The organism is Paenibacillus sp. 22594 (assembly GCF_052044425.1).
Taxonomy (GTDB): Bacteria; Bacillota; Bacilli; order Paenibacillales; family Paenibacillaceae; genus Paenibacillus_AQ.
Genome location: NZ_JBQENA010000004.1, coordinates 335173 through 355458 on the forward strand (window position 1 = coordinate 335173; position 20286 = coordinate 355458).

The 20286-nt window shown below is 51.8% G+C and carries 17 protein-coding genes; 2 read left to right on the top strand and 15 right to left on the bottom strand.

The annotated features are described in order from the left end of the window. Positions 1-167: 167 nt before the first annotated feature. The 12 genes from ACTJKB_RS15635 to ACTJKB_RS15690 all read right to left on the bottom strand — a co-directional run bounded on the left by ACTJKB_RS15635 (position 168) and on the right by ACTJKB_RS15690 (position 15791). Entirely contained in the window at positions 168-746 is a 579-nt protein-coding gene (locus ACTJKB_RS15635) for a histidine phosphatase family protein (protein WP_440835143.1), read from the bottom strand. Between the two features lie 25 nt (positions 747-771). Beyond that, positions 772-2049 (bottom strand): MFS transporter, encoded by a 1278-nt coding sequence (locus ACTJKB_RS15640; protein ID WP_440835145.1) that lies wholly within the window; start codon positions 2047-2049, stop codon positions 772-774. An 82-nt stretch (positions 2050-2131) separates the two neighbouring features. Beyond that, positions 2132-3286, bottom strand: a complete 1155-nt coding sequence (locus tag ACTJKB_RS15645) for a winged helix-turn-helix domain-containing protein (RefSeq protein ID WP_440835147.1) — start codon at positions 3284-3286, stop codon at positions 2132-2134. Positions 3287-3331: 45 nt separating this feature from the next. Next, positions 3332-4018 carry a YjgB family protein gene (locus tag ACTJKB_RS15650; RefSeq protein ID WP_440835148.1) on the bottom strand — a complete coding sequence of 229 codons (687 nt, stop codon included), beginning with the start codon at positions 4016-4018 and terminating at the stop codon, positions 3332-3334. 214 nt (positions 4019-4232) lie between these two features. Continuing rightward, entirely contained in the window at positions 4233-9608 is a 5376-nt protein-coding gene (locus ACTJKB_RS15655; RefSeq protein ID WP_440835150.1) for a chitobiase/beta-hexosaminidase C-terminal domain-containing protein, read from the bottom strand. Between the two features lie 235 nt (positions 9609-9843). After that, the gene (locus tag ACTJKB_RS15660) at positions 9844-10410 is read right to left on the bottom strand and encodes an RDD family protein (RefSeq protein ID WP_440835152.1); all 567 of its coding nucleotides are present in this window, start codon (positions 10408-10410) and stop codon (positions 9844-9846) included. A gap of 15 nt (positions 10411-10425) precedes the next feature. Continuing rightward, positions 10426-10911, bottom strand: a complete 486-nt coding sequence (locus tag ACTJKB_RS15665) for a hypothetical protein (RefSeq protein WP_440835154.1) — start codon at positions 10909-10911, stop codon at positions 10426-10428. Between the two features lie 25 nt (positions 10912-10936). After that, on the bottom strand, positions 10937-11365 hold the full coding sequence (locus tag ACTJKB_RS15670; protein ID WP_440835155.1) for a hypothetical protein: 429 nt from the start codon (positions 11363-11365) through the stop codon (positions 10937-10939). Between the two features lie 129 nt (positions 11366-11494). Next, positions 11495-13321, bottom strand: coding sequence for a ribosomal protection-like ABC-F family protein (gene abc-f / locus ACTJKB_RS15675; protein ID WP_440835157.1), 1827 nt, complete (start codon positions 13319-13321; stop codon positions 11495-11497). A gap of 447 nt (positions 13322-13768) precedes the next feature. Further along, positions 13769-14080 (bottom strand): hypothetical protein, encoded by a 312-nt coding sequence (locus ACTJKB_RS15680; RefSeq protein ID WP_440835158.1) that lies wholly within the window; start codon positions 14078-14080, stop codon positions 13769-13771. 3 nt (positions 14081-14083) lie between these two features. Beyond that, on the bottom strand, positions 14084-14641 hold the full coding sequence (locus ACTJKB_RS15685) for a hypothetical protein (RefSeq protein ID WP_440835160.1): 558 nt from the start codon (positions 14639-14641) through the stop codon (positions 14084-14086). A 187-nt stretch (positions 14642-14828) separates the two neighbouring features. Then, positions 14829-15791, bottom strand: a complete 963-nt coding sequence (locus ACTJKB_RS15690; RefSeq protein ID WP_440835162.1) for a L,D-transpeptidase family protein — start codon at positions 15789-15791, stop codon at positions 14829-14831. A 241-nt stretch (positions 15792-16032) separates the two neighbouring features. Between ACTJKB_RS15690 and ACTJKB_RS15695 the strand changes: the two genes are divergently transcribed. Continuing rightward, positions 16033-16503: a hypothetical protein gene (locus ACTJKB_RS15695; RefSeq protein ID WP_440835164.1), complete on the top strand. Its 471-nt coding sequence runs from the start codon at positions 16033-16035 to the stop codon at positions 16501-16503. Between the two features lie 115 nt (positions 16504-16618). Here the strand turns inward: ACTJKB_RS15695 and ACTJKB_RS15700 are convergent, their stop codons facing one another. From ACTJKB_RS15700 to ACTJKB_RS15710, 3 genes are all read right to left on the bottom strand, one after another. Then, positions 16619-17632, bottom strand: coding sequence for a sugar kinase (locus ACTJKB_RS15700; RefSeq protein ID WP_440835165.1), 1014 nt, complete (start codon positions 17630-17632; stop codon positions 16619-16621). Beyond that, entirely contained in the window at positions 17629-18684 is a 1056-nt protein-coding gene (locus ACTJKB_RS15705) for an SPFH domain-containing protein (protein ID WP_440835166.1), read from the bottom strand. Before ACTJKB_RS15705 ends, ACTJKB_RS15700 begins: the two co-directional genes overlap by 4 nt. A 95-nt stretch (positions 18685-18779) precedes the next feature. Further along, positions 18780-19487, bottom strand: a complete 708-nt coding sequence (locus tag ACTJKB_RS15710) for a copper homeostasis protein CutC (protein WP_440835167.1) — start codon at positions 19485-19487, stop codon at positions 18780-18782. A 101-nt stretch (positions 19488-19588) separates the two neighbouring features. Here ACTJKB_RS15710 and ACTJKB_RS15715 point away from each other — a divergent pair, with 101 nt between their 5' ends. Beyond that, positions 19589-20098 carry an N-acetyltransferase family protein gene (locus ACTJKB_RS15715; RefSeq protein ID WP_440835169.1) on the top strand — a complete coding sequence of 170 codons (510 nt, stop codon included), beginning with the start codon at positions 19589-19591 and terminating at the stop codon, positions 20096-20098. Positions 20099-20286 lie beyond the last annotated feature (188 nt).

Here is a 20286-nt window from a genome sequence, read left to right on the forward strand (position 1 = left end):
TCCCCTTCAACGTTCTCATTAAACCGTCAACAAGATTCATGACAAAATAAAATTTTCATTCAGCAGCCGCTGCTCCCGCTTTATTTGGGCATCAAACGGAGTCCGGGGCAGGGTGGTTGCTGCTGAAATTCGTTGAACGGCTTCATAAAATTCAGAGGATTTGCACTTCAGTCGTTAAGCGGCAGTCTCTCCACATGAGTCATCAGTCCGTCCATAATTTCTATACGGTAAATATCCGGCTTGGTGGTCTGCGTCAAAAAATCCAACCCATATTCTTCGGAAAACTCATTCATCATCAGCGTCATCACCATTCCGTGAGTACCGATAACAATCCTCTCTTCCGGGTGATTCCGCAGAATCGCCTTCAGCGCCTTTACGGCCCGGTCTTTACAGACCCGATTGGACTCTCCGCCGCCATCCAATACAAATTCCGGCTCCGCGAACATCCGCTCCAGATATGGATATAGTTCCGGGTCCTGCAGCGTACGGTCATCATCCGTCCAGCATTTTTCTTTTAAATCCTCAATCCTTTGGACTTCTTTGCCCAATACCTTAGCCAGTCCGGCAATCGTATCCACTGCTCTGACATAAGGACTGCTGTATAGCGCATGTATGCCTTCGTTCAGCAATCGTTCCGTTACTCTACGCGCATCCTTCTCACCCTGAGGGGACAATACGCGCGATCTTTCATTGCCCGAGGTTTTGAGCGAATCTCCATGCCGAACCATATAAATATAAGTTGTCATTGGACCCTCCTGTAAATGAAGTATGTTAAGAACTATGCTCCACTGCTGTCCGTCCCCGCTCCGGCTTGGCCTCAGGCCAAAGTAATCGGCCAAAGAGGATACCTGCGAGTCCTAGCAGCACTTGAACGAGGCCAAAATTCAAGAAGATACGGCCAGGCCCGGCCATTTGGACCAATAGCCCTCCCAGGAGAGGCGCCGCAATCATCACCACACCGAGGATGGTGCTCTGAATGCCGAAGATACGGCCGGTCATGTGGGGCGGGGTTTCTTTTTGCAGGCAGTAATTGAAGGTCACGAAAAAGGTTCCATTTCCAATTCCCAGTACGAAGCCGAACAACAACACCCAAAGCGCAGAAGCGCCCGGCTGAAGTAATCCGAGACCCCCAACCGATCCGCCGATCAGTACATAGCCCATTCCCAGTCTTAGACCATAGCGGGTTCCCAGTTTCAACTTACCCAGAAGCAGGATAACAGCTACGGCACCCACGCCGGAGGCGGCCACTATCCAGCCCAGAAGGGATTCATTCGCCGGTGAGATCACCCGGAACAGGCTGGTGAACTGGAAATCAATGATCTGGATCGCCAGAGCTCCGGCAAGTCCAAATAACATTGTATGCAGCAGCAGTCGGCTGCGCAGCATAAAGCTCCAGCCCTCTTTCCACATCATACCCATGGGAACTCTTTCCTCCTGCGTCTGTGCAGCCGGGAGTTCACCTTCTGTATGGATGTTTTTGACCGAGAGGAGAAGCAAATAGGAGCCTACCCGAAATATCGCATTCAGCAAAATACACCAATGCGGACTGAGCAGCGTAAGCGCAACACCGCCAAGCAGGGGACCGGCAATTTTGGAGCCCTGATTCACGATACCGTTCAAAGAAGTGGCCTGAAGCAGCTGATCCTCTCTGACAATACTGCGGGTCATGGACTGCTGAGCCGGAACATTCAACGTAGAAATCGAAGATCGCAGCACCAGCAGTGGCAGCAGCCACACCATACCAGGTGCGAACAACACCAGTACGGTCAGGATCGCGGTAAGCAGATCGCACATGCGCATCAGTTTCAGCTTGTTCAGCCGGTCGGCAGCGACCCCGGCCACAGAGCCGAGTAGAACGCTTGGCAGCGCCATGGCTACCGGAATCAGTGCCAGCATTAGGGGACTTGCGTGCCACCGGTAGCCGACGAGGACCTGAATCGCCAGCGTATCGAACCAGTCACCAAAGGTCGCTGTGGCGAAGGCGCTGTATACGCGCATATATACTTTGTTGTGCAGCAGGCTGTTTCCCTGCTTCATAGAAGTTTCCATCTGTCATTCCTCCAGGTTACATTTAGAATCATGGAACAGGATCATTCATGATCTACTGTAACGGGGAATTGTCAGAGAATAATCAGAGGGATTTGAGCAACTGCTGCATCAGGTGCTCCAAAGGCTTCTCCATCCGGTTTAACCCGGATTGCTCCAGCTCCAGCGCGAACAAGTCTTCATATTTACGCTGCAGCTTTTTGGAGGGCGGGAACATGCGGCAGAAATGGACAATCCGGTATAACGCGTAGAGCCTCAGCGGAACGAATTCTGACATCTCCAGTACCTGCAAGCCCTCATCCAGCAGATTCTCCGATTCCTGCCAATGTTCCAGCCGCAAGCTCCAAAGTCCCTTTACCACTTTATAGCTACCAATCTCCCGTAGAAAAGGCTTCTCCTGAAGGACAGCTCCAATCGCTTCGTCCATCCGGTTAAGCTCGTCATCCCCGGTTCCCGCCACGAGATGCACAAACAGCTCTGTAATCATGGTCACGGGAATGAAATTTTCATAACCAAGCTCAGCAATGACCTGATGTGAACGTTCCAAACGCTCCACGGCCCGCTCCGGTTGTCCCGCAAGAGTGAACAAGTCCAGAATCGTGAGAATTTCCAGCTCCAGCTGATATTCAGGGTACAGCAGCTGCCGTTCAATGATCTGCTCGCAATACGCAAGTCTCTCCTTAGGATCACCAGAGAAAAAGTGGTACAGCAGCAAATAAAACAGCCGGTCCTTGAGCGGAACTTCTTCCGTGTGCAGCAGCCAATCCAAATCTCCCTGTACAAAGTGAATGACCATCGAATACTCCGGGTCCAGCTCAAACCCAAGAATATCCTGCTGCCGCGCCAAAGTCAGCATGGATTTGCCTTGGCCGTATACATGAAACTTGGAGAACACACCGCGAATGGTTTCACGCAGCTCTAAATCATTCGTTGTAGGATTGATCATTACACCGGCTGGAGATCCCGGCAGGGTCAGACTGTACCCGAAGCCCCGGACGGTCCGGATGCCCAGGCCGCTCAGGACGGCCAGCTTTTTGCGCAGCCGGTAGATATGGTCATCCACTGTCCGTTCTACCGGGTACTCCAATGGCCATACATGATCCAGCAGCTGCTCCCGGCTGAACGTACGCCCACGGTTGCGGTACAAAAATTGCAGAAGAGCGAATTCCTTGGGCAGCAGCGTGATCGTAATCCCGCCTGCTGTGACGGTGTATTCGCTCCCGTCTAATTCAAGTTGCATAGCCGAACCTCTTTTCCAAGGATAAGTCCATGGAGGTATTATAGCTTATCCGGCCTTATTGTTAATCGAATCCTGTTCAGAAAATACAGAAATATGATCCACCGTACCGGAAGCATCCGGAATGATGAACTTGAGATCGTATCTCTTGCCTGCCTGGTAAATATAGATTTTATCGCTGCCATTGACCGTGGTGCGGTCCGGTGTGCCAAGCACCGATTTAATCTGCTTCAGCGTCAGCTTTTGCAAATCGGCGGCGCTGGATCGGACGTCAAAGATCTTGCTGCCCTTGTTGAAGCCGAAGACCACATGCTTCTTACTGTATGTTGAATAGATGCCTTTACCCGCCGACTCTTTCGTGTCCGGCTGACCCCAGGCCGCTTCAACCTCGTCAATTAACCCAGTGTGTGCGGCATATTCTACACCTGGCACTTTGCCTTGCTGTGCCAGCTGTAAAAGCTCTTCAAGCAGCTTGCGGCTGTCCTCTGGTGAAGAGGCCGATTCGCTGCCTCCGCCTGCAGCGTTTGGCGAAGCGGCGGACGGTACTTTCGACGGTTCTGTAGAAGGCGCAGACGAACTACTTGCCTCCGGTTGTGAAATTGCCGTAGCTTCCGCTGTAGGTGCAGCTTCCGGGGTAGTGTTAGCTGCGTCATTATTGGAAGAGCTGCAGGCAGAAAGCCCCAATATACCAGCAAGTATTAGGATTCCGGCTGTTGCTTTGAATGAAGTGTTCATGCAGTGTCATCTCCTTGGGTTGTCTGTTCTCTCTGAGATCAATCTGTTCATTCAGACGGGTGACAATCCGTAAAGGTTGCAGCGGTGGACATTGCCGGATGACCCAGTGAAAATGGCTTCGCCACCCTTGATTTATAGCGAGAAACATATATTCAGGAAAAAAAAGCGCCCCCCGGCTGCTGTGGGCAGCTCGGGAGGCGCAAGGTGATTTTATCTAGATCAAATTGGACTTTTGCAGCAATCTTTGGATCATAGCGGCAACCTCGGCTCTTGTAACATAAGCCTGAGGAGACAGCTGGGAGGCGCTCCGTCCGGAGACAATACCTGCCTGAATACTATCTGCTGCACTGTTCACCGCCCACTTCGAGACAATGCCGGCATCCTTGAACGGGCTTAGCAGCTCAGTTGCGGCTTGAGCCGGAAGCTTGTCTTTCAATGCGGTGATCTTCATCGCCTTAGCTATGATGGTCATCGCCTGCTCACGGGTGATCTTGTCTCCCGGCCGGAAGCTGCCATCTTCAAATCCAGAGATCAGATTGTATGCATAGGCGGTTTGAACCGCGCTGCTGTACCAAGCCCCTGCCTTTATATCCGCAAATGGAGTTGTGCTGTTCTCCAGCTTCAGTCCAAGTCCGCGTACGATGATAGCAGCGAATTCAGCCCGTGTGATATCCGCATCGGGAGTAAATACACCCTCTCCCGTACCGTCAATGATCTTCCGTGAGCCCATGTTATTGACGATATCTTTAGCCCAGTGTCCAGTCATATCTTTAAATTCCAGCGGATTCCAGATAATGGAGTAGGTGCTGTTGGTTAAACTGTTCACCTTGGCAAAATATTTTTGATCAATCGTAGTGACCTTGGTAGGTACGTGTCTCACCGATCCATCTGGCTCAACCACGATGGCTGTTGTAATTTTGTTCGGATCCACACCCTCCGGAAGAGCCATCTCCCGTTCTACGTAGGCGTTAAATTTGGATATTTCAATGGTTTTACCGTCATACTCTGCCCGCACCACAAAATTGAGCGGAGGTGCAACTAACGTGAATCCACCTTGAACAGCCGAATTCCCTACCATTTTTAATGTATCCGCTGCAGGAGTAGCAATTTCAATTTTGATTTTAATATCCTCAAGAGCAACTGTGGTTCCGAGCTGACTTGAGATCGCATCAATATTGATTTGCCCTGCAGGCAGGGTATACGTTGCCGCTCCACTCTTCAACTCTAATACCGCCTGCTTATTCTCCATGTTCTTAATCATTTGACCATTCAACTCGCCAATAACAATATCCGATTTCAGGTTTACCGGAATTGTAATTACAGCACCCTGCCCTTCCACCGCGAGTTTCTCTTCCAGCTTGACCTGATCAATGGCTACGGTCACGGCCGTCTGTCCATTTACCGTGGCAGTGGATACTGCTCCGGCGCTCTCCACCTTGCCATTTACAAGAATGTCAAAACCGGTGGGAGCTGGTGTCGTTGTTGGCGTTGGTGTTGGCGTTGGTACTGCAGGAGAAGGGTCTCCCCCTCCGCTGGATGGAGCGATTGGCGTTACGGCATTCGACAGGGCTGAGGCTGTGCTGCTGCCTGCGCTGTTGACCGCTTTCACCGTAAAAGTATAAATCGTTCCGTTGGTGAGTCCCGTGACCGTAATGGGGCTAGCAGTTCCATTAGCTACAATATTCCCCGGCGAGGAGGTAACTTCATACCCTGTAATCGGGCTGCCTCCGTTTGTTTCAGGAACCGTGAAGGAAATGATCGCTTGCCCGTTCCCGGAAACCGCTATTACGCTGGCCGGAGCTCCCGGAACCGTCTTTGGAGTGGCGCTCAGTTCGTTGGAGGCTACGCTGTCCCCTTCAGCATTGGTTGCTTTGACCACAAAATAATAGGTCGTTCCATTCAATAGATTCACTGCATTATAGCTGTAGACAGAACCGCTGACGGTACCGACTTCACTACCATATGCTGAATCACCCAGTCTCTGGAAGATTTTGTACCCTGTCGAACCCTCTACCGGCGTCCAGATTAATTGGACCTGAGCATTACCAAAAACTGCGGATTGCAGTAAAGGTACACCGGGAACAGGAACCGTCGAATCGGTTACTGTAATCTCCAAATTCTGAACCGCGCCTGCGCTAAATCTGAAGGTTAAGTTCGTTGTACCTGTGGCCATAGCAGCAAGGTATTCTTTGGTAATCGTTACCGTACTACCAGACAGCGTGAAGTCCGTTCCCAAAGTAAGGTTGGCTATCCCGTTGGAGATTCCAGTAAGCGTATTGCCGTTCAATGTCAGTTCAACGGCCAGATTGGCCTGTTGGCTCTGTTTTTTGTCAAAAGCGGCACTGACCGGACTAATCATGCTGTTCGGTGCTGCCGAAATCGTATAGCCTTCGCTCATGACCGCGCTGTCCGTCATCCCCACCTTCACGGCTATCGCCTTAATCGTCACCGCGCCCGTCACCGGAATCGCGCCGCTATATACCGCGCTACCGCTCGTCGGCGTGCTGCCGTCCAGCGTGTAGTGGATCGCTGCTCCGCTGGTAGCGGTGCTCAGCGCCACTGTCGTTCCTGACGCTACTGCGCCTCCCGCCGGACTGGCGGATGGTGCAGCCGCTTGCGCCATAATCGTATAAGCTTCGCTCATGACCGCGCTGTCCGTCATCCCCACCTTCACGGCTATCGCCTTAATCGTCACCGCGCCCGTCACCGGAATCGCGCCGCTATATACCGCGCTACCGCTCGTCGGCGTGCTGCCGTCCAGCGTGTAGTGGATCGCTGCTCCGCTGGTAGCGGTGCTCAGCGCCACTGTCGTTCCTGACGCTACTGCGCCTCCCGCCGGACTGGCGGATGGTGCAGCCGCTTGCGCCATAACCGTATAAGCTTCGCTCATTACCGCACTGTCCGTCATCCCCGCTTTCACGGCGATGGCCTTGATTGTCACCGCGCCCGTCACCGGAATCGCGCCGCTATATACGGCGCTACCGCTCGTCGGTGTACTGCCGTCCAGCGTGTAGTGGATCGCTGCTCCGCTGGTGGCGGTGCTCAGCGCCACTGTCGTTCCTGACGCTACTGCGCCTCCCGCCGGATTGGCGGATGGTGCAGCCGCTTGCGCCATTAGCATGTAAGCTTCGCTCATTACCGCACTGTCCGTCATCCCCGATTTCACGGCGATGGCCTTAATCGTCACCGCACCCGTCACCGGAATCGCGCCGCTATATACCGCGCTACCGCTCGTCGGCGTGCTGCCGTCCAGCGTGTAGTGGATCGCTGCTCCGCTGGTAGCGGTGCTCAGCGCCACTGTCGTTCCTGACGCTACTGCGCCTCCCGCCGGACTGGCGGATGGTGCAGCCGCTTGCGCCATAATCGTATAAGCTTCGCTCATGACCGCGCTGTCCGTCATCCCCACCTTCACGGCTATCGCCTTAATCGTCACCGCGCCCGTCACCGGAATCGCGCCGCTATATACCGCGCTACCGCTCGTCGGTGTGCTGCCGTCCAGCGTGTAGTGAATCGCCGCTCCGCTGGTAGTCGTGCTCAGTGCGACTGTCGTTCCTGACGCTACTGCGCCTCCGGTTGGGTTCGCTGCCGGTGCAGCCGCTTGCGCCATGGTTCCTGTTGTCGTCATAACCAACTGTGAATTCCCGGAGAGAATCACTCTTCCATTCGCCTCCATCAGCGAATAGACCGCATTCGGATCAATGGAAGATAAGTCCACACCGGCATTCTGCCAGGTCGAACCGTGATCATCCGTGAAATACACTCCCGGCACATAGTTGCTGTCATAGGCCAGCATGTAGAGGTTGTTGCCCTTTTGCCCCATCATAGCTGAGGTTGAGTTAAAGGTGGACAAACCCGTCATTGTTGGTGAACTCCATGTGGTGAGATCATCACTGGTACGTGAGAACACCTCATACGTGATAGAGTTATAACCAGTCAGAACATATTTGCTTCCGTCATATAGAACATTATTCAGGACATCTGTCTGGTTAGGATAAGCTCCTGAGCGATTCGTCCAGGTCTCCCCATCCGTCGAAGTCCAAATACTGGATGCATCTATATTACCTTGGTTATTATAGCCGTAACCCAGAGCAATAAATTGATTATTCGTGTATGCAATGGAATACACCGCATCTATCGATTGTGCAGGCAGGGTAGGCTCATGCCAGGTGATACCGTCCGCCGACGTTTTTATTTTGGCAGCTCCCGCACCTGAACCGACCGCAACGAATTTCCCATTCCCAAAAGCAATGTCCGATATAGCTGTCGAATCATTCAAGCTGCTTTGCAGCGTCCAGGAAGATCCGTCCGTCGAGGTAGCCAGCGTTGTGCTTGTCTGATTGGCCTCGCCAATCGCCACATAGGTGTTATTACCGTATGCCGCCGCCGAGAATCCAGCCGCTCTTGAGGACAGTGTTACCTGGTTCCAATTTGCAAGATCAGCCGAGTTCCAGATCGCCCCGTCACCGCCCATTTTCCCCACTGCAATATACTGTGATCCGCTGCCATGAACAATCTCAGTAAAAGCGCCTCCCCATTTATAGCGCCAATCCGCCCCATCTGAGGAAACCATCATTCCTTCATTGCCCAAGCGAAAATATTTCCCGTTCAGAAAACGCGGGTTCTGTGTAACAAAATAATTTTTGAACGGCTGCATGGTCCATGCGGTTCCGTTCGTCGATGTGTATACTGCTCCATAGTTTGGAGATTCATAACCGAACAAGTAGACCTTCGTACCATCATAAAACCCGTTAAACATCTGATTGTTGTATTGTGAGGCATTCTGCTTAAAAGGAAGTCCCATCAGCGTATACGTGGAGAGATCCGTAGAGGTCCAGAGGTAAGCACTAGGATCTGAAATATAGTAACGGCCGTTCATCCAGGACAGCATGTTGGTACCGGTGGAAGGTCCTGCCGCGGTAGAGGGCTGCGTCCAGGTCCAGGTGGTGCCGTTAATCGTGGAGTAGATTTTTCCGTTTGATGCCCCTATGGCTAATTTGGTGCCGCTATTTCCTACGGTCACTCTGGTTACGTATGCCGAGGGGTCAAGCCCTGTAGGAACGAGAGAGGTCCAATTGATCCCGTCCGGTGAGGTCAGCAGCTTCCCTTGTGTTGTCGCGTAGAAAGCACTGTTCCCATTAAAAGTGAGAAATTCAACACCCGAAATGCCAATCGTGACATTGGAGGTGCGCTGGGTCCAGTTATTGCCGTCTGGCGAGGTCAGAATAACCCCTTCACTCCCCGTAACAACAAATAAACCGCTTCCATAAGCTGCCCCGTTAAAAGTAAAAGAATCGGGTGCTGCCACTCCTGCATAGTTAATGTCAGCTTTGGTTTTAACATTCACCCAGGTTTCGGCATCTGCCGATTTGATAATGGCCCCGTAGTAGCCGACTGCGATATACACATTGTTGCCGTAGGCCATACCAGTCATTGCATTTGAAGGCAAGTTGGTATAGCTGGAGGTTGTGAAACTGTCCGGCGCCGGACCCGCAGCATACAGATGTACCGGGCGTAAGCAGAAGAGTACTGCCATTCCAAGCAAGAGCACACCCAATAGCGAATAACTCGACCTTTTGGACCTTATTTTCATAATCGCTGCCTCCAATAATTTATTCGTTCTAAGATGAATGGGCATATACGCTTTATGGGTTCCATAATTCGACAGCAGGTGGTACAAATCCTTTAATTTTTATATTAAAAATGATAATTACGAATATTTATTTTATTTTGTTGAATTCTTCCGCAACACTAGCTGCAATTAGATTAAAACAGTAAAGGGATAGAACTCAGCAGCGGACTGCCGATTCTATCCCTTTGGGAACATATCAACTTATCTTGTCTGGCTTAAGACTATCCATCGCCGACTTATCAACCACGTACGTTCCCGCCATCAGATCATGTATGGCCCGGTTATTCTTGATGAATGCGACGCATAGGCAGTCCACTATAATCACAAAGCCAAAAAATGCATTCAAACCAATCACAAGCGGAAGCCATTCCCCGGCATGAGTGGAAATCGACAGGGTTTTGTACACACTCAAGCTTGCAATGACCGCCAAAAATGAGTTCAGAATATAGAAGCTATCCCGGATCAATGCCTGCTTCACAGAGGGCAGCTGTCCGTCCGCATTTATAATTCTGACCTTCAGGAGCAGCTTTCCGGGCGTCCCGCCGTATTTGACCACCATATAAATATTAAATGCGCACAGCAGCGCAAACTGGATAAACAACGGTATCCCCGAATGATAATGTTCTGTCGCCCAGACGAAGAACTTATTCACAACATAGGCCGGAAGAAGAAGCACCAGAACATCCACAATACTGATCAGCACCCTTTTCCAAAATCCTGTGAAGTCCCCTGGAACCAGCTGTTCTTCCACACTTCGATTCATGTTGTACCTCCAGAGTTAAGACCTGTACGCAGCCAAAATATCCTTTCCTACCTGCTTCGCTTCTTCCAGTGTACTTGCCGGACCTGAAATATTCCCCTCACCGTTCTTAAGATTATAGCGCTTATCGAGATCAGTCAGCGTAATCCAGAACCGGTCCAGCTTCTTCGCCGCAGAAATCACCCCGGTTGTACGTGTCTGGTGATCGGTATCCCATGCCGTCATAACCCCCAGATAATAACCTCCGTTATCCTTCAGCTTTATCTTATAGGTCAGATCCTGGTCTACAGTCAATGTTCCGTTTATTGTACTTTTGGAGAACAGGAGGACGCCCCGGACAACCTGTCCTTTAAAGTGAATAGTCGTGCTTTTTATGACTCCGGATTCATTTGTATATATAATACTTCCGTATTCCCGCTCCATCTGCTGCGGCCGCATCCAAAGATAGAGCAGCACAAGCACAATTAGGGTCAGCCCCATTCTTAACCATACTTTTTTATTCATTGTTCCCCCTGGTTGCTTTTCTGGTCTATTGCTTCTGAACTCTAAAGGTGAACGTCCATGTGGCCGTGTTGCCGGAATAGCGCCCCCGGTTTTCGACGACGGTTACCTCTATGGCTTTGCTGATGGTTTTGGTTATTGCTGAGGCTTTGACAGAAGCGGTAGCCGTGGCGGATTCCGGAATTTTATCCTGCTCTTCCGCATACGCCTTCAGTTGAACACTTCCTGTCGATTTCAGGTCCAGAACCACGGATGAGCCCTCACTGATCTCTTTATCGTTAATATATGCCGTGGTATACCACTCATTACCCACATGATTGTTTTCAGTTAGCTCCGCACTGACCAAGGTTACTTTAACCTTGATGCTTTTGGATGCCGCCGAAGTGGACTGTACCGGTATGGCCATACTGAACAGGAGCAGCAGCATTACCATGATTCTGATTCCCTTATTACGCATTTGAGAGTGCCTCCCTCATATTTTAGCTGTATGATTTATACATTTCGCCAAAATATGCCATAACCCTCCAACGAATCTGTATTTTTTTGGATTTTTCGTTATCTCGTCACCCCAGGGTGGAACGGGAGGTTATTGCCGCTCATGGATGGTCCGCCGCAGCTGCACAATCTCATTCATCAGCTCGCGGTCTTCTTCCACCGTCTCCCTGGTTTCACTGTGCATCAGTTGGGCCAGCCTCAGCTTCATCAGCTGCAGCTCTCCTTCTTGTGATTGCTCTTCCGGTGTAAGCACCCGGCTCCGGTCCTTGGACGAATATTCCTCATAGGTACCTGTGAACTGACGCGGTGTCCCTCCACGCTCCAGCAAAAGCAGCCGGTTGGCTACTTTAGCATGCAAATACCGGTCATGCGAGACGATAACCAGTCCGCCGGGATAAGAAGCCAGTGCTTCTTCCACCCGCTCCCGGGTATCGATATCCAAATAGTTGGTCGGCTCATCCAGCACAAGCAGATTGGCACGGCCAAAATACAGCCGCAGGAAGGCAACACGGCATTTCTCACCAAGGCTTAAATCACCGATCCGCTTAAACACATCCTCCCGTGGGAACAAGAAGCAGCCCAGAATGGTCCGCGCCTCCGTCTGCGTCATGCCGGGGAGCTCCAGCAAGCTGTCCAGTAGGGTGGATGACAGGGGCAGATCATCCAGTTCCTGGGCAAAATAACCTACCCGTGTGCGGGGATGCATGCGCAATTCGCCACCGTCAGGCTCCAGCAGACCAGCGATCAGCTTCAGCAGCGTGGATTTGCCGGCACCATTCGGTCCAAGAACAGCAAGACGGTCTCCGCGCCGTAAAGTTAGATTAAAATTCTCCAGCAGCGCAGGGACGCCGCCGTAAGCATAATGAATGCCGCTCATCTCAAGCAGCGAATCTCCCCGGAAAACTTCACCTTCCAGCTTCATGCTCAGCTGGGATATGGCACGCGGCAGCTCCACCCGATTCTGCTCCAGGCGTTCCAGACTCGCTTCCTTGGCATGGAGCCGGGAGACGTTCTTCTTTGCTTGGGCGCGCCGGAAATCGTTCTGACCGGCAGCAAGGTGGGCCTGCTGGAACCATTCCGCGTAACGCCGGATGCTCGCCAGCAGCTTTTCCCTCTCCAGCTCCTGCTTTCTGTACTGCACCGCCAGCGTTCGTGACTCTATCTCCTTCTGCTCCCGGTACTTCGTATATCCTCCCGGATATCGCCGGCAGCCCTGCGGGCTTAGCTCCAGCACTGCCGTAGCCGTCCGGTCAATGAATCTGCGGTCATGGGAAACGTAGAATACCGTCCCCGGATAATTCCGCACCCACTCTTCCAGCCAGACCATGGTCTTCTCATCCAGATGGTTCGTCGGCTCATCCAGGACCAGCAGTTTCGGCTGACGGGCCAGCAGCGCAGCCAATTGAACTCTGGTCTTCTGCCCCCCGCTGAGCTGGCGGTAAGGCAGGGTCCACACCTCTGGATTCAGCATCAGCTGGCTAAGGCATTGTTCCGCCTTGGCCTCCCAGCCATACCCGTCCAATTGCAGATAACGTTCATATACTTCACCGTATTCGGCCACAAGCGCTTCATCGCTGCCGCTAGTCTCTTGTAGCACACGGCCCATCTGCTCCAGCCTGCGCTTAAGGTCATCCACTTCCGGCGAACCGGACAGAACATACTCCAGCGCGCTGACATCTGACCCAATCTCCAGCTGTTGATCCAGTACTCCCCGCTCCTCCGGGGGCAGACCATGATAAACGTTGCCCTCCTCGAAGGTGTAACGTCCGAGCAAACCCTGCAGCAGCGTCGTCTTGCCGATCCCGTTGCGTCCGAAGAGCAGCACACGTTCTCTCTCGGCAATTTCAAAAGAGACATCCGCGAACAGGGGAATTCCGTTCCATTCTTTACGTATATGTCTAACCTTGATTATGGTCATATCCATTCCTCCGCTTCCGTAAAAATACTAAAAAACCGCAGCCAGCGGCCTGCGGCAGAGCATGTATGAAGGAGGAGGATGCCATGAAACAACGCTGCAGATATATTGCTCCCTTGTCTTATCGCAAGGTGAACCATATATTTATCAGCTGCGTTCATCTGTAGCAAGCATCGTAAGGTCCCCGATCGACACACGTATCCCCTGACCGTACACCCCAAGCAGCAACGGCTACGCCGTCCTTACATGCTTTATTCCAAAGGGTGTCCCGTGGCTTGTGCATAAGCACATCCCTAGTTCATGGTCTTTTGAGAAGGAAACGTGTTAGTTATTCATCGCTTCGGTGAACCTCCGTAATTGTCCGAAATGTAATACTTCTTACAGCATATGCAACTCCACAAGCATAAACAAGGTCAAGAACCTTTATATTTAAAGTTTCCCATTCCGTTATTACATCATTAGCGGGACAGCAAACGGCAGCAGGATCAGCAGCAGCGAGAGACTAGTTAGGCTAAACGTCAGATTGCGTCCCAGCCTCTGATTTTTTTCTGATTTGAACCAGCCTTTGAACTGCCAATAATTGCGGTAAAGCACAAAAAACAAAATGAGATTCCCCGCCGCAGCGCTCCCAGGGTATATCGTCCAGCTGTACAACAGCTTAAATAGGCCATACTCCAAGCCGCCCAGTAACCCTAGAGTCAGTAACAGCAAAAGACACATCCGTAATATTTCGAGCACAAAGGTTGCCAGCTTGCTCATCATACATCACCTCTCCACTTGAGTAGGAACTCCACCAGCGGCTTCAGCCAAATGGATATTAGAGCTGCTCCAGCGCAGGATCTCCTGATTATTTTGGACAATCATCCGCTTGCCGGCATATTCTTCTGTCAGTTCCATAATTCTGGGCATATCCACCCGTTCATATTTCCTGTTCCATTCAAACAGCATCTCATACAGGTTCTTAAACGTTTGACTATAATTCCCCTGTTCCAGGCTAAGCCTGGTTTTCACGAATCTCCGCACTACCCGCAAGTCCTGAACTACCCGGTTAGGCCTGATCACGACAATGTAATCTGCCTGCCGGAAGCTCTCGCTGCCCCATTTATAGTGCACCCCTTCGATGATCCATGAGTTCAAAGCTGTGGTTTCTGCTAATAACGCGTCCCTGACCTCTGGGGTGTTCCGCAGGTTCGGAGCCGTTCTGTCCCATACAAAATTATCGGTTTCAAAGTAAGGAATACTGTAGCGCTTGGATAATTCCTTGGCTGTATAGGATTTCCCGCTTCCGCAGCCGCCAATGATCCGGATTCGAATCTCAATCACCCGCCTCCTAATATAAATAATCCCGTACTCTACGGTAGGCTCAATCCTCTGCCCTTTCCCTCTATAACTTCAATATTTATCCTGATACTCCTGCCCGTTCAAAGTTGCTGTACATAGAACGGGTTACAAAAAAACGCAGCAGGCCTCTGCCCGCTGCGGTCCGGGGATACTATGAAGCTGATCCGTCCTAGAAAGTGACTGTGGCTTCCTGCTTGCTCCATTTGAACGGAAGACCGAACAACTCTGTCAGGCTGCCAAGCGGCAGATAGAGAAGGTTATTCACATTTTTGGACGCAATCATGGGTATGGTTTTGCCCTGCACAACAGCTTGAGTGGTCAGTGGTTTATGTGTCACCGTACGGTTTCCTATGGTGATCTCCAGCGCACCGGTTCCAACTTCCGGCTTCAGCGTACCTCCCAGTAAGGCTACTGTTTCTCTCAACGGAACAAAAACACGCGAATTCTCCAGGATGAAGTCATCCTTAAGCTTCAGCGGCTTACCATCAATAATGAAGGTTCCTGCAAAAGCGGTAATCCCGAGGGCATAGCCGTTTTTGGCAGCAATGCTGTCCAGGCTGAGTGACGAAGAAGTGATCACCACTTTTGTATTCTTGGCAATTTGCGGATACAGCCAGTGGATGTCTTCATTATGCATACGGATGCACCCGGCACTGACATATTTGCCGATGGATGCTTCGTTATTATTGCCATGAATGGCGTACGTTGTACCCTTTGTGCCGTTCACTTCGAGTCCCAGCCAGCGGTCCCCAAGCGGATTCGCCGGATCTCCTCCGGGAATGTGTTCCTTATAATATGGCCTGTTTTTGATCTTGACGACAATTTTGAAGCTGCCCTCTGGAGTGAGGCTTTTAGTTTTGCCTGTGGCAACCGGAAACGTCCGGACCAGCTTGCCGCCACTGAAATAGCCTAGCGTATTCGTCTTTTTGTTCACAATAATCAGCTCTGATGACGATGCTGCCGATGCCGTGGACACTCCCGGGAAGCCCAATGTTAACAGAAGCACAAATACAAGCGGCAGTGTAATACTCCGTTTCAGCACTAAATAGAAGGATGGTTTGTAACGTGAAACATATACGTTCTTATATTTCCAAAAAGCCTTTGGTCTAGCAAATAAACCATGCTGATTCATGCTGCCCCTCCTCCAGGTTATGGGTGATTATGGATACTGTTTTCTAGATAGACGAAAGGAGGCCGCAAAAGTTGCTGTGCAGCCTGTACCTTTCTTTTGAGCCCGTCCCTTGGCATTGAAGGAGCAGTTGAAGGAATTGTAGCCGTCAACTCAAGCAAATCAAGCACATGAATATTCAGTACTTTTCTCAGAGATAATAAGAACGCATTACCAAACCGAAATGCCAAGGAGGCAAAATATTTTGAATTCCAACATTTCCAGCCAGATCAACCAATGTGAGCAAATTATTCAGCAGCTGGTCTCCCAAACACAACAGGCCAGCCAAAACTATCAACAGCTTCTTCAACAGGAACAGCAAAATGCTGCCAAGCTGGAAGAATTGGCAGACCGTGAACGTAAAGCCAGTCAAATGATTCAGCAGGCCCTGCAGGGTCATCAAACGGCTGTACAACAGCTGCAGCATGTATCCCAACTGGTTAGACAGATGGAGCAGAACTCCCAGGTTACCAGCTTCAGCACTGGAATCGGCACAGGGGCTCAAGGATTTAACCCATCTTATAGCCCGGTCTTCCATTCTTCCATGAACCAACAGCCATCACCGATGCCACATATCCCAATGATGCCTTCCTTCAATTCGCAGCAAATGCATTCGCCAATGTCTTCGAATCAATCCTTTGGTTCATCCATGAATCAGGGCCGCAACTTCCAGTAATCAACAGCACTTCAATTTCAAAAGGGTTCCTCAGCAGCCTCTCTATGGCTGACGGGGAACCCTTTCTGTTGTCCGGCTGGCGAGCAGACCGAACCATTACTGCTGAATGTTGCATTCATACCACCAGCCGTCCCCGCTTCTCGGCGAGTGTAATCGTCGCTTCCACGCCGGAGTTGAACGCCAGGAAGTCACTTTCAACCCCGTCGCTGAAGATGACCCCATCCTCCGGCATCTGTGAGGTAATCTTCAGCGGGGCCTGGCTGCCGATCTCTCCGAAGACCAGGTCAGCGGAAGTCGTTCGGCTGGGAAAAGGCTCCCGAACCGTAAAGTACAGGTTCGGGTAATCCCAAGGCAGCCGCTCTGCCATCGCGGTGTATGCCTCAGCCGCTCCGGTTACCGGATGTCCGCCTCTTCCTGCAGCCGGGGCTGTGCGTGCTCCGCTTGCCTTTTGCAGCTGCGCCGCGCTGTGAACAATCCCCGCCGCTCCGGCGAGCACGCTTTTGAGCCAGCCGGTGGAGCCCATGCCGGTGGAGACGATAATCCCGCTGGAGGACTGCTGCTCGGTGACGCCGTTCAGCTCCAGCTGATAGCGGGCGGACACATGGGTCTTGCGGCCAATGAACAGATCATTGACGCCGTACAGGCTCTGTCCGTCGTTGAGCTGTGCTTTGGCAAGCGTGACCTCACGCACCTGCCGCTGCCCCCGGAACACCTCCGGCACCAAATGCCGGAGATCCTTGACGGTGAACGGCAGCAGCACACCGTCCCAGCGCTGTGGATCGGGATTGACCCCGATCAGCGGCTGCTCGTGCAAGTATTTTAACGTATTGGCCACAAGTCCATCCTGCCCCAACACCACTACAGTATCTTGCTCCCCAAAAATGAAGTTCGGCACATGCTGGCGTTCCAGCAGTTGCACCCGGCCCACCGTGCCAAGCTCGATCACTGCGGTCTCCACCGCCTTGCGGTAATGAAAGTCCTCGCTGACATAATCGCTGAAATCCGCTCCCAAGCGTTCAATATAGAACTGCGCCTGCTGAATCGTATTGTAGCGGACCACCAGTTCTTCGAGCCGGGTTTTTCGCTTGATCAGGATTATTTTGTTCTCCGAACTTCGGGTCCCGCTCATCGTCCCCCGCCTCCTCTTGCAGCATTCCCGCCGTTTCCTGCCGAACCGCCCATCAATCCCTGAAGCAGATCCGGCGAAATGTTCAGCTGCCCAATCTTGCCAGCATTCTCCGCCAGCTCCTGGAAGGCGATTGCAATCAGCTTATCCGGCTTCATGCCTACATTGGTCAGGGCCTGCAGCACACCAGGCGCTACGCCCTGCAGCGAATTCATCACCGCCGACAGCTCATAGGCTTTGGCATCTGCTTCGGCCCGCTGGTTGGCTACGGTCAGCCCGATCAGCTCCTGCTTCTTCTCTTCAAGCGCGGTATCGAAGCTGAGCTGCTCCTCCATCATCGCATTCTGCTTCTGCTTCACCGAACGCTCGGCGTCCAGCTGGGTTTCACGGATCTGTTTTTTCTTCGTCTCGACAGCAATTTCCGTATTCAGCTCATTCTCCTTCACTCGGCGCTCCTGCTCAATGGAAGCATTGCGGCGCTCATAGAGCGCATTGTCCGCACTCCGGAGAATTTCTTCCCGGGCTTGTGCCTCCAGGGCGCGCAGCGTTTCCTTATTCGGGACAATGGCCAGAATCGACAGCCCCATCAGCTCAATGCCCAGCTTCTCGATCTCCTCATTTCGTCCGATCTCCTGGGTAATGGTCTTTGCCAGACGTTCACTGGACTTAATCGCTTCGCGCAGCGGCAGCTGCTCCAGCTGCTTCTTCGTCAGCACCTTGGCGATATTAATCACGCGCTGCGCCAGCTTGCCGGGATCGTCGGAGAGATACGTATTTTTACGCAAATTGTAGGTGTAATTGAGAATCTGTGTGGTCTTGCGGTAGTCGACAATCCGGTAGGTCAGCTGCCCCTGTACGGTCACTGTCTGGTAATCATTTGTAATTTCCTCGAACATGAACGGAACATCAATCGAGGATACCGGAACCACAACAACCGAAGTCGTAGGCACATAATAATGAAAAGAAAGCCCCACTCCCTCACGCACTACCTTGCCGTTTTTCACCTTAAGCACATAGTCACTGGGCTGGAATTTCACGAATCTGAATCCGAACATAGTTATTACCTCCTGTTAACTTTTGTTATTAACATTATGTTATTAACAACATTTTAGCACAGGCGGTTGATATTATCAAGTTGTTAATATCATAATTATAGCAGCCTTTCTCCCTTCAGTGAATTCAGAATACTGCGTACCGACTGAACCCGCACCGGGTCTACCGGCTTCAGCGGATCTCCGTCTTCCCTTACTGCAGAGCCAAAATGCACCCGACTTACTCCTGTCTGTGTGATGAACTCACTGAGACCATCGGCGGTTAAGCCGCTGCCCGCAAGGATGGAGACGGAAGAAGCGGAGGCCAGCTGCTCAAGAACTGCAATCCGCTCTTTCCCCTCGGGCGCCGTATCCCGTCCTCCGGAAGTCAGAATATCCGTAATCTGAGGGTAGCGCGATAATATCTCCAATGCTGCAAGCTGATTCTCTGCCTCGTCAAAAGCCCGGTGAAACGTAACTTCCATCCCGCCCGCAGCCTGCAGCAGCCTCTTGAGCAGTTCTTCGTCAACCGTCCGGTCAGGATGGAGCATTCCCATGACAAGGGATAATCCGCCTACGGCTGCAATGTGGCGGATATCCCGCAGCATCGTCTGCGCATCGGCTTCATCATACCGGAAAGAACGGGCATGCGGGCGAACCATCACCCTTACCGGGAGGTTGACGGCTTCCCGTACACCTTCTATCAATCCCAGACTCGGAGTCAGCCCGCCCTCCCGGATGCCGGTAATCAGCTCTATCCGGTCCGCCCCGTTCCTTTCAGCTATAACCGCATCACTCACCGTCGTTGCAATAACTTCCAGCAGCATACTTCATATCCTCTCCTTACAGCAGTTAAAATTGAATACTTTCATCTTATCGTTATAATGAATTTCATACGATATTTTTTATGCGGAGGAATGAACAACCGATGAGCCATGAAATTACCATCACACAGCTTGAGGAGTTACAACCGGAGATCCTGCAACAACTGAACAAACTGATTATAGATGTCGTAGAAGATGGTGCCTCTATCGGTTTCCTCCCTCCGATGGCAGCGGAAGAAGCTTCTGCCTTCTGGCAGGGAGTGTTGGCCCCGGGTGTCCTGCTCTGGGTAGCACTCGAGGGAGAAACCATAGTGGGCACGGTCCAGCTCCATTTCGTATTGAGGCCCAACGCCCCGCACCGGGCAGAGATCGCCAAGCTGATGGTGCATCCGGAACACCGCCGCAAAGGCATCGCCCGCCTGCTAATGGATAGCGCAGAGCAGGCAGCTGCAGCAAACGGCCGGACATTGTTGGTGCTGGACACACGTGAGGGTGATCCTTCCAACCTGCTCTACCAATCACGCGGATTTGTGGAAGCAGGGAAAATCCCAAATTATGTGACTTCAGGCGATGGGGAAATGTCCGCCACGGTGATTTATTATAAGCATCAGTAAGGCAAGGGAGGGCAAGCCGGTGAAGTAGGGCAAGGGGCGCAAACAAAGGAAGCGGTGCAAGGGAGCAAACTTGGGCAAGCGGAGACGGGTGGTTGACGGGCGCGGCATATTGCAACGACAACCGACCACGAGAATGTTGAACAATGTAATTTTAACGGCCCGCTTTCGGCCAAATCAAAGGTGCTTTC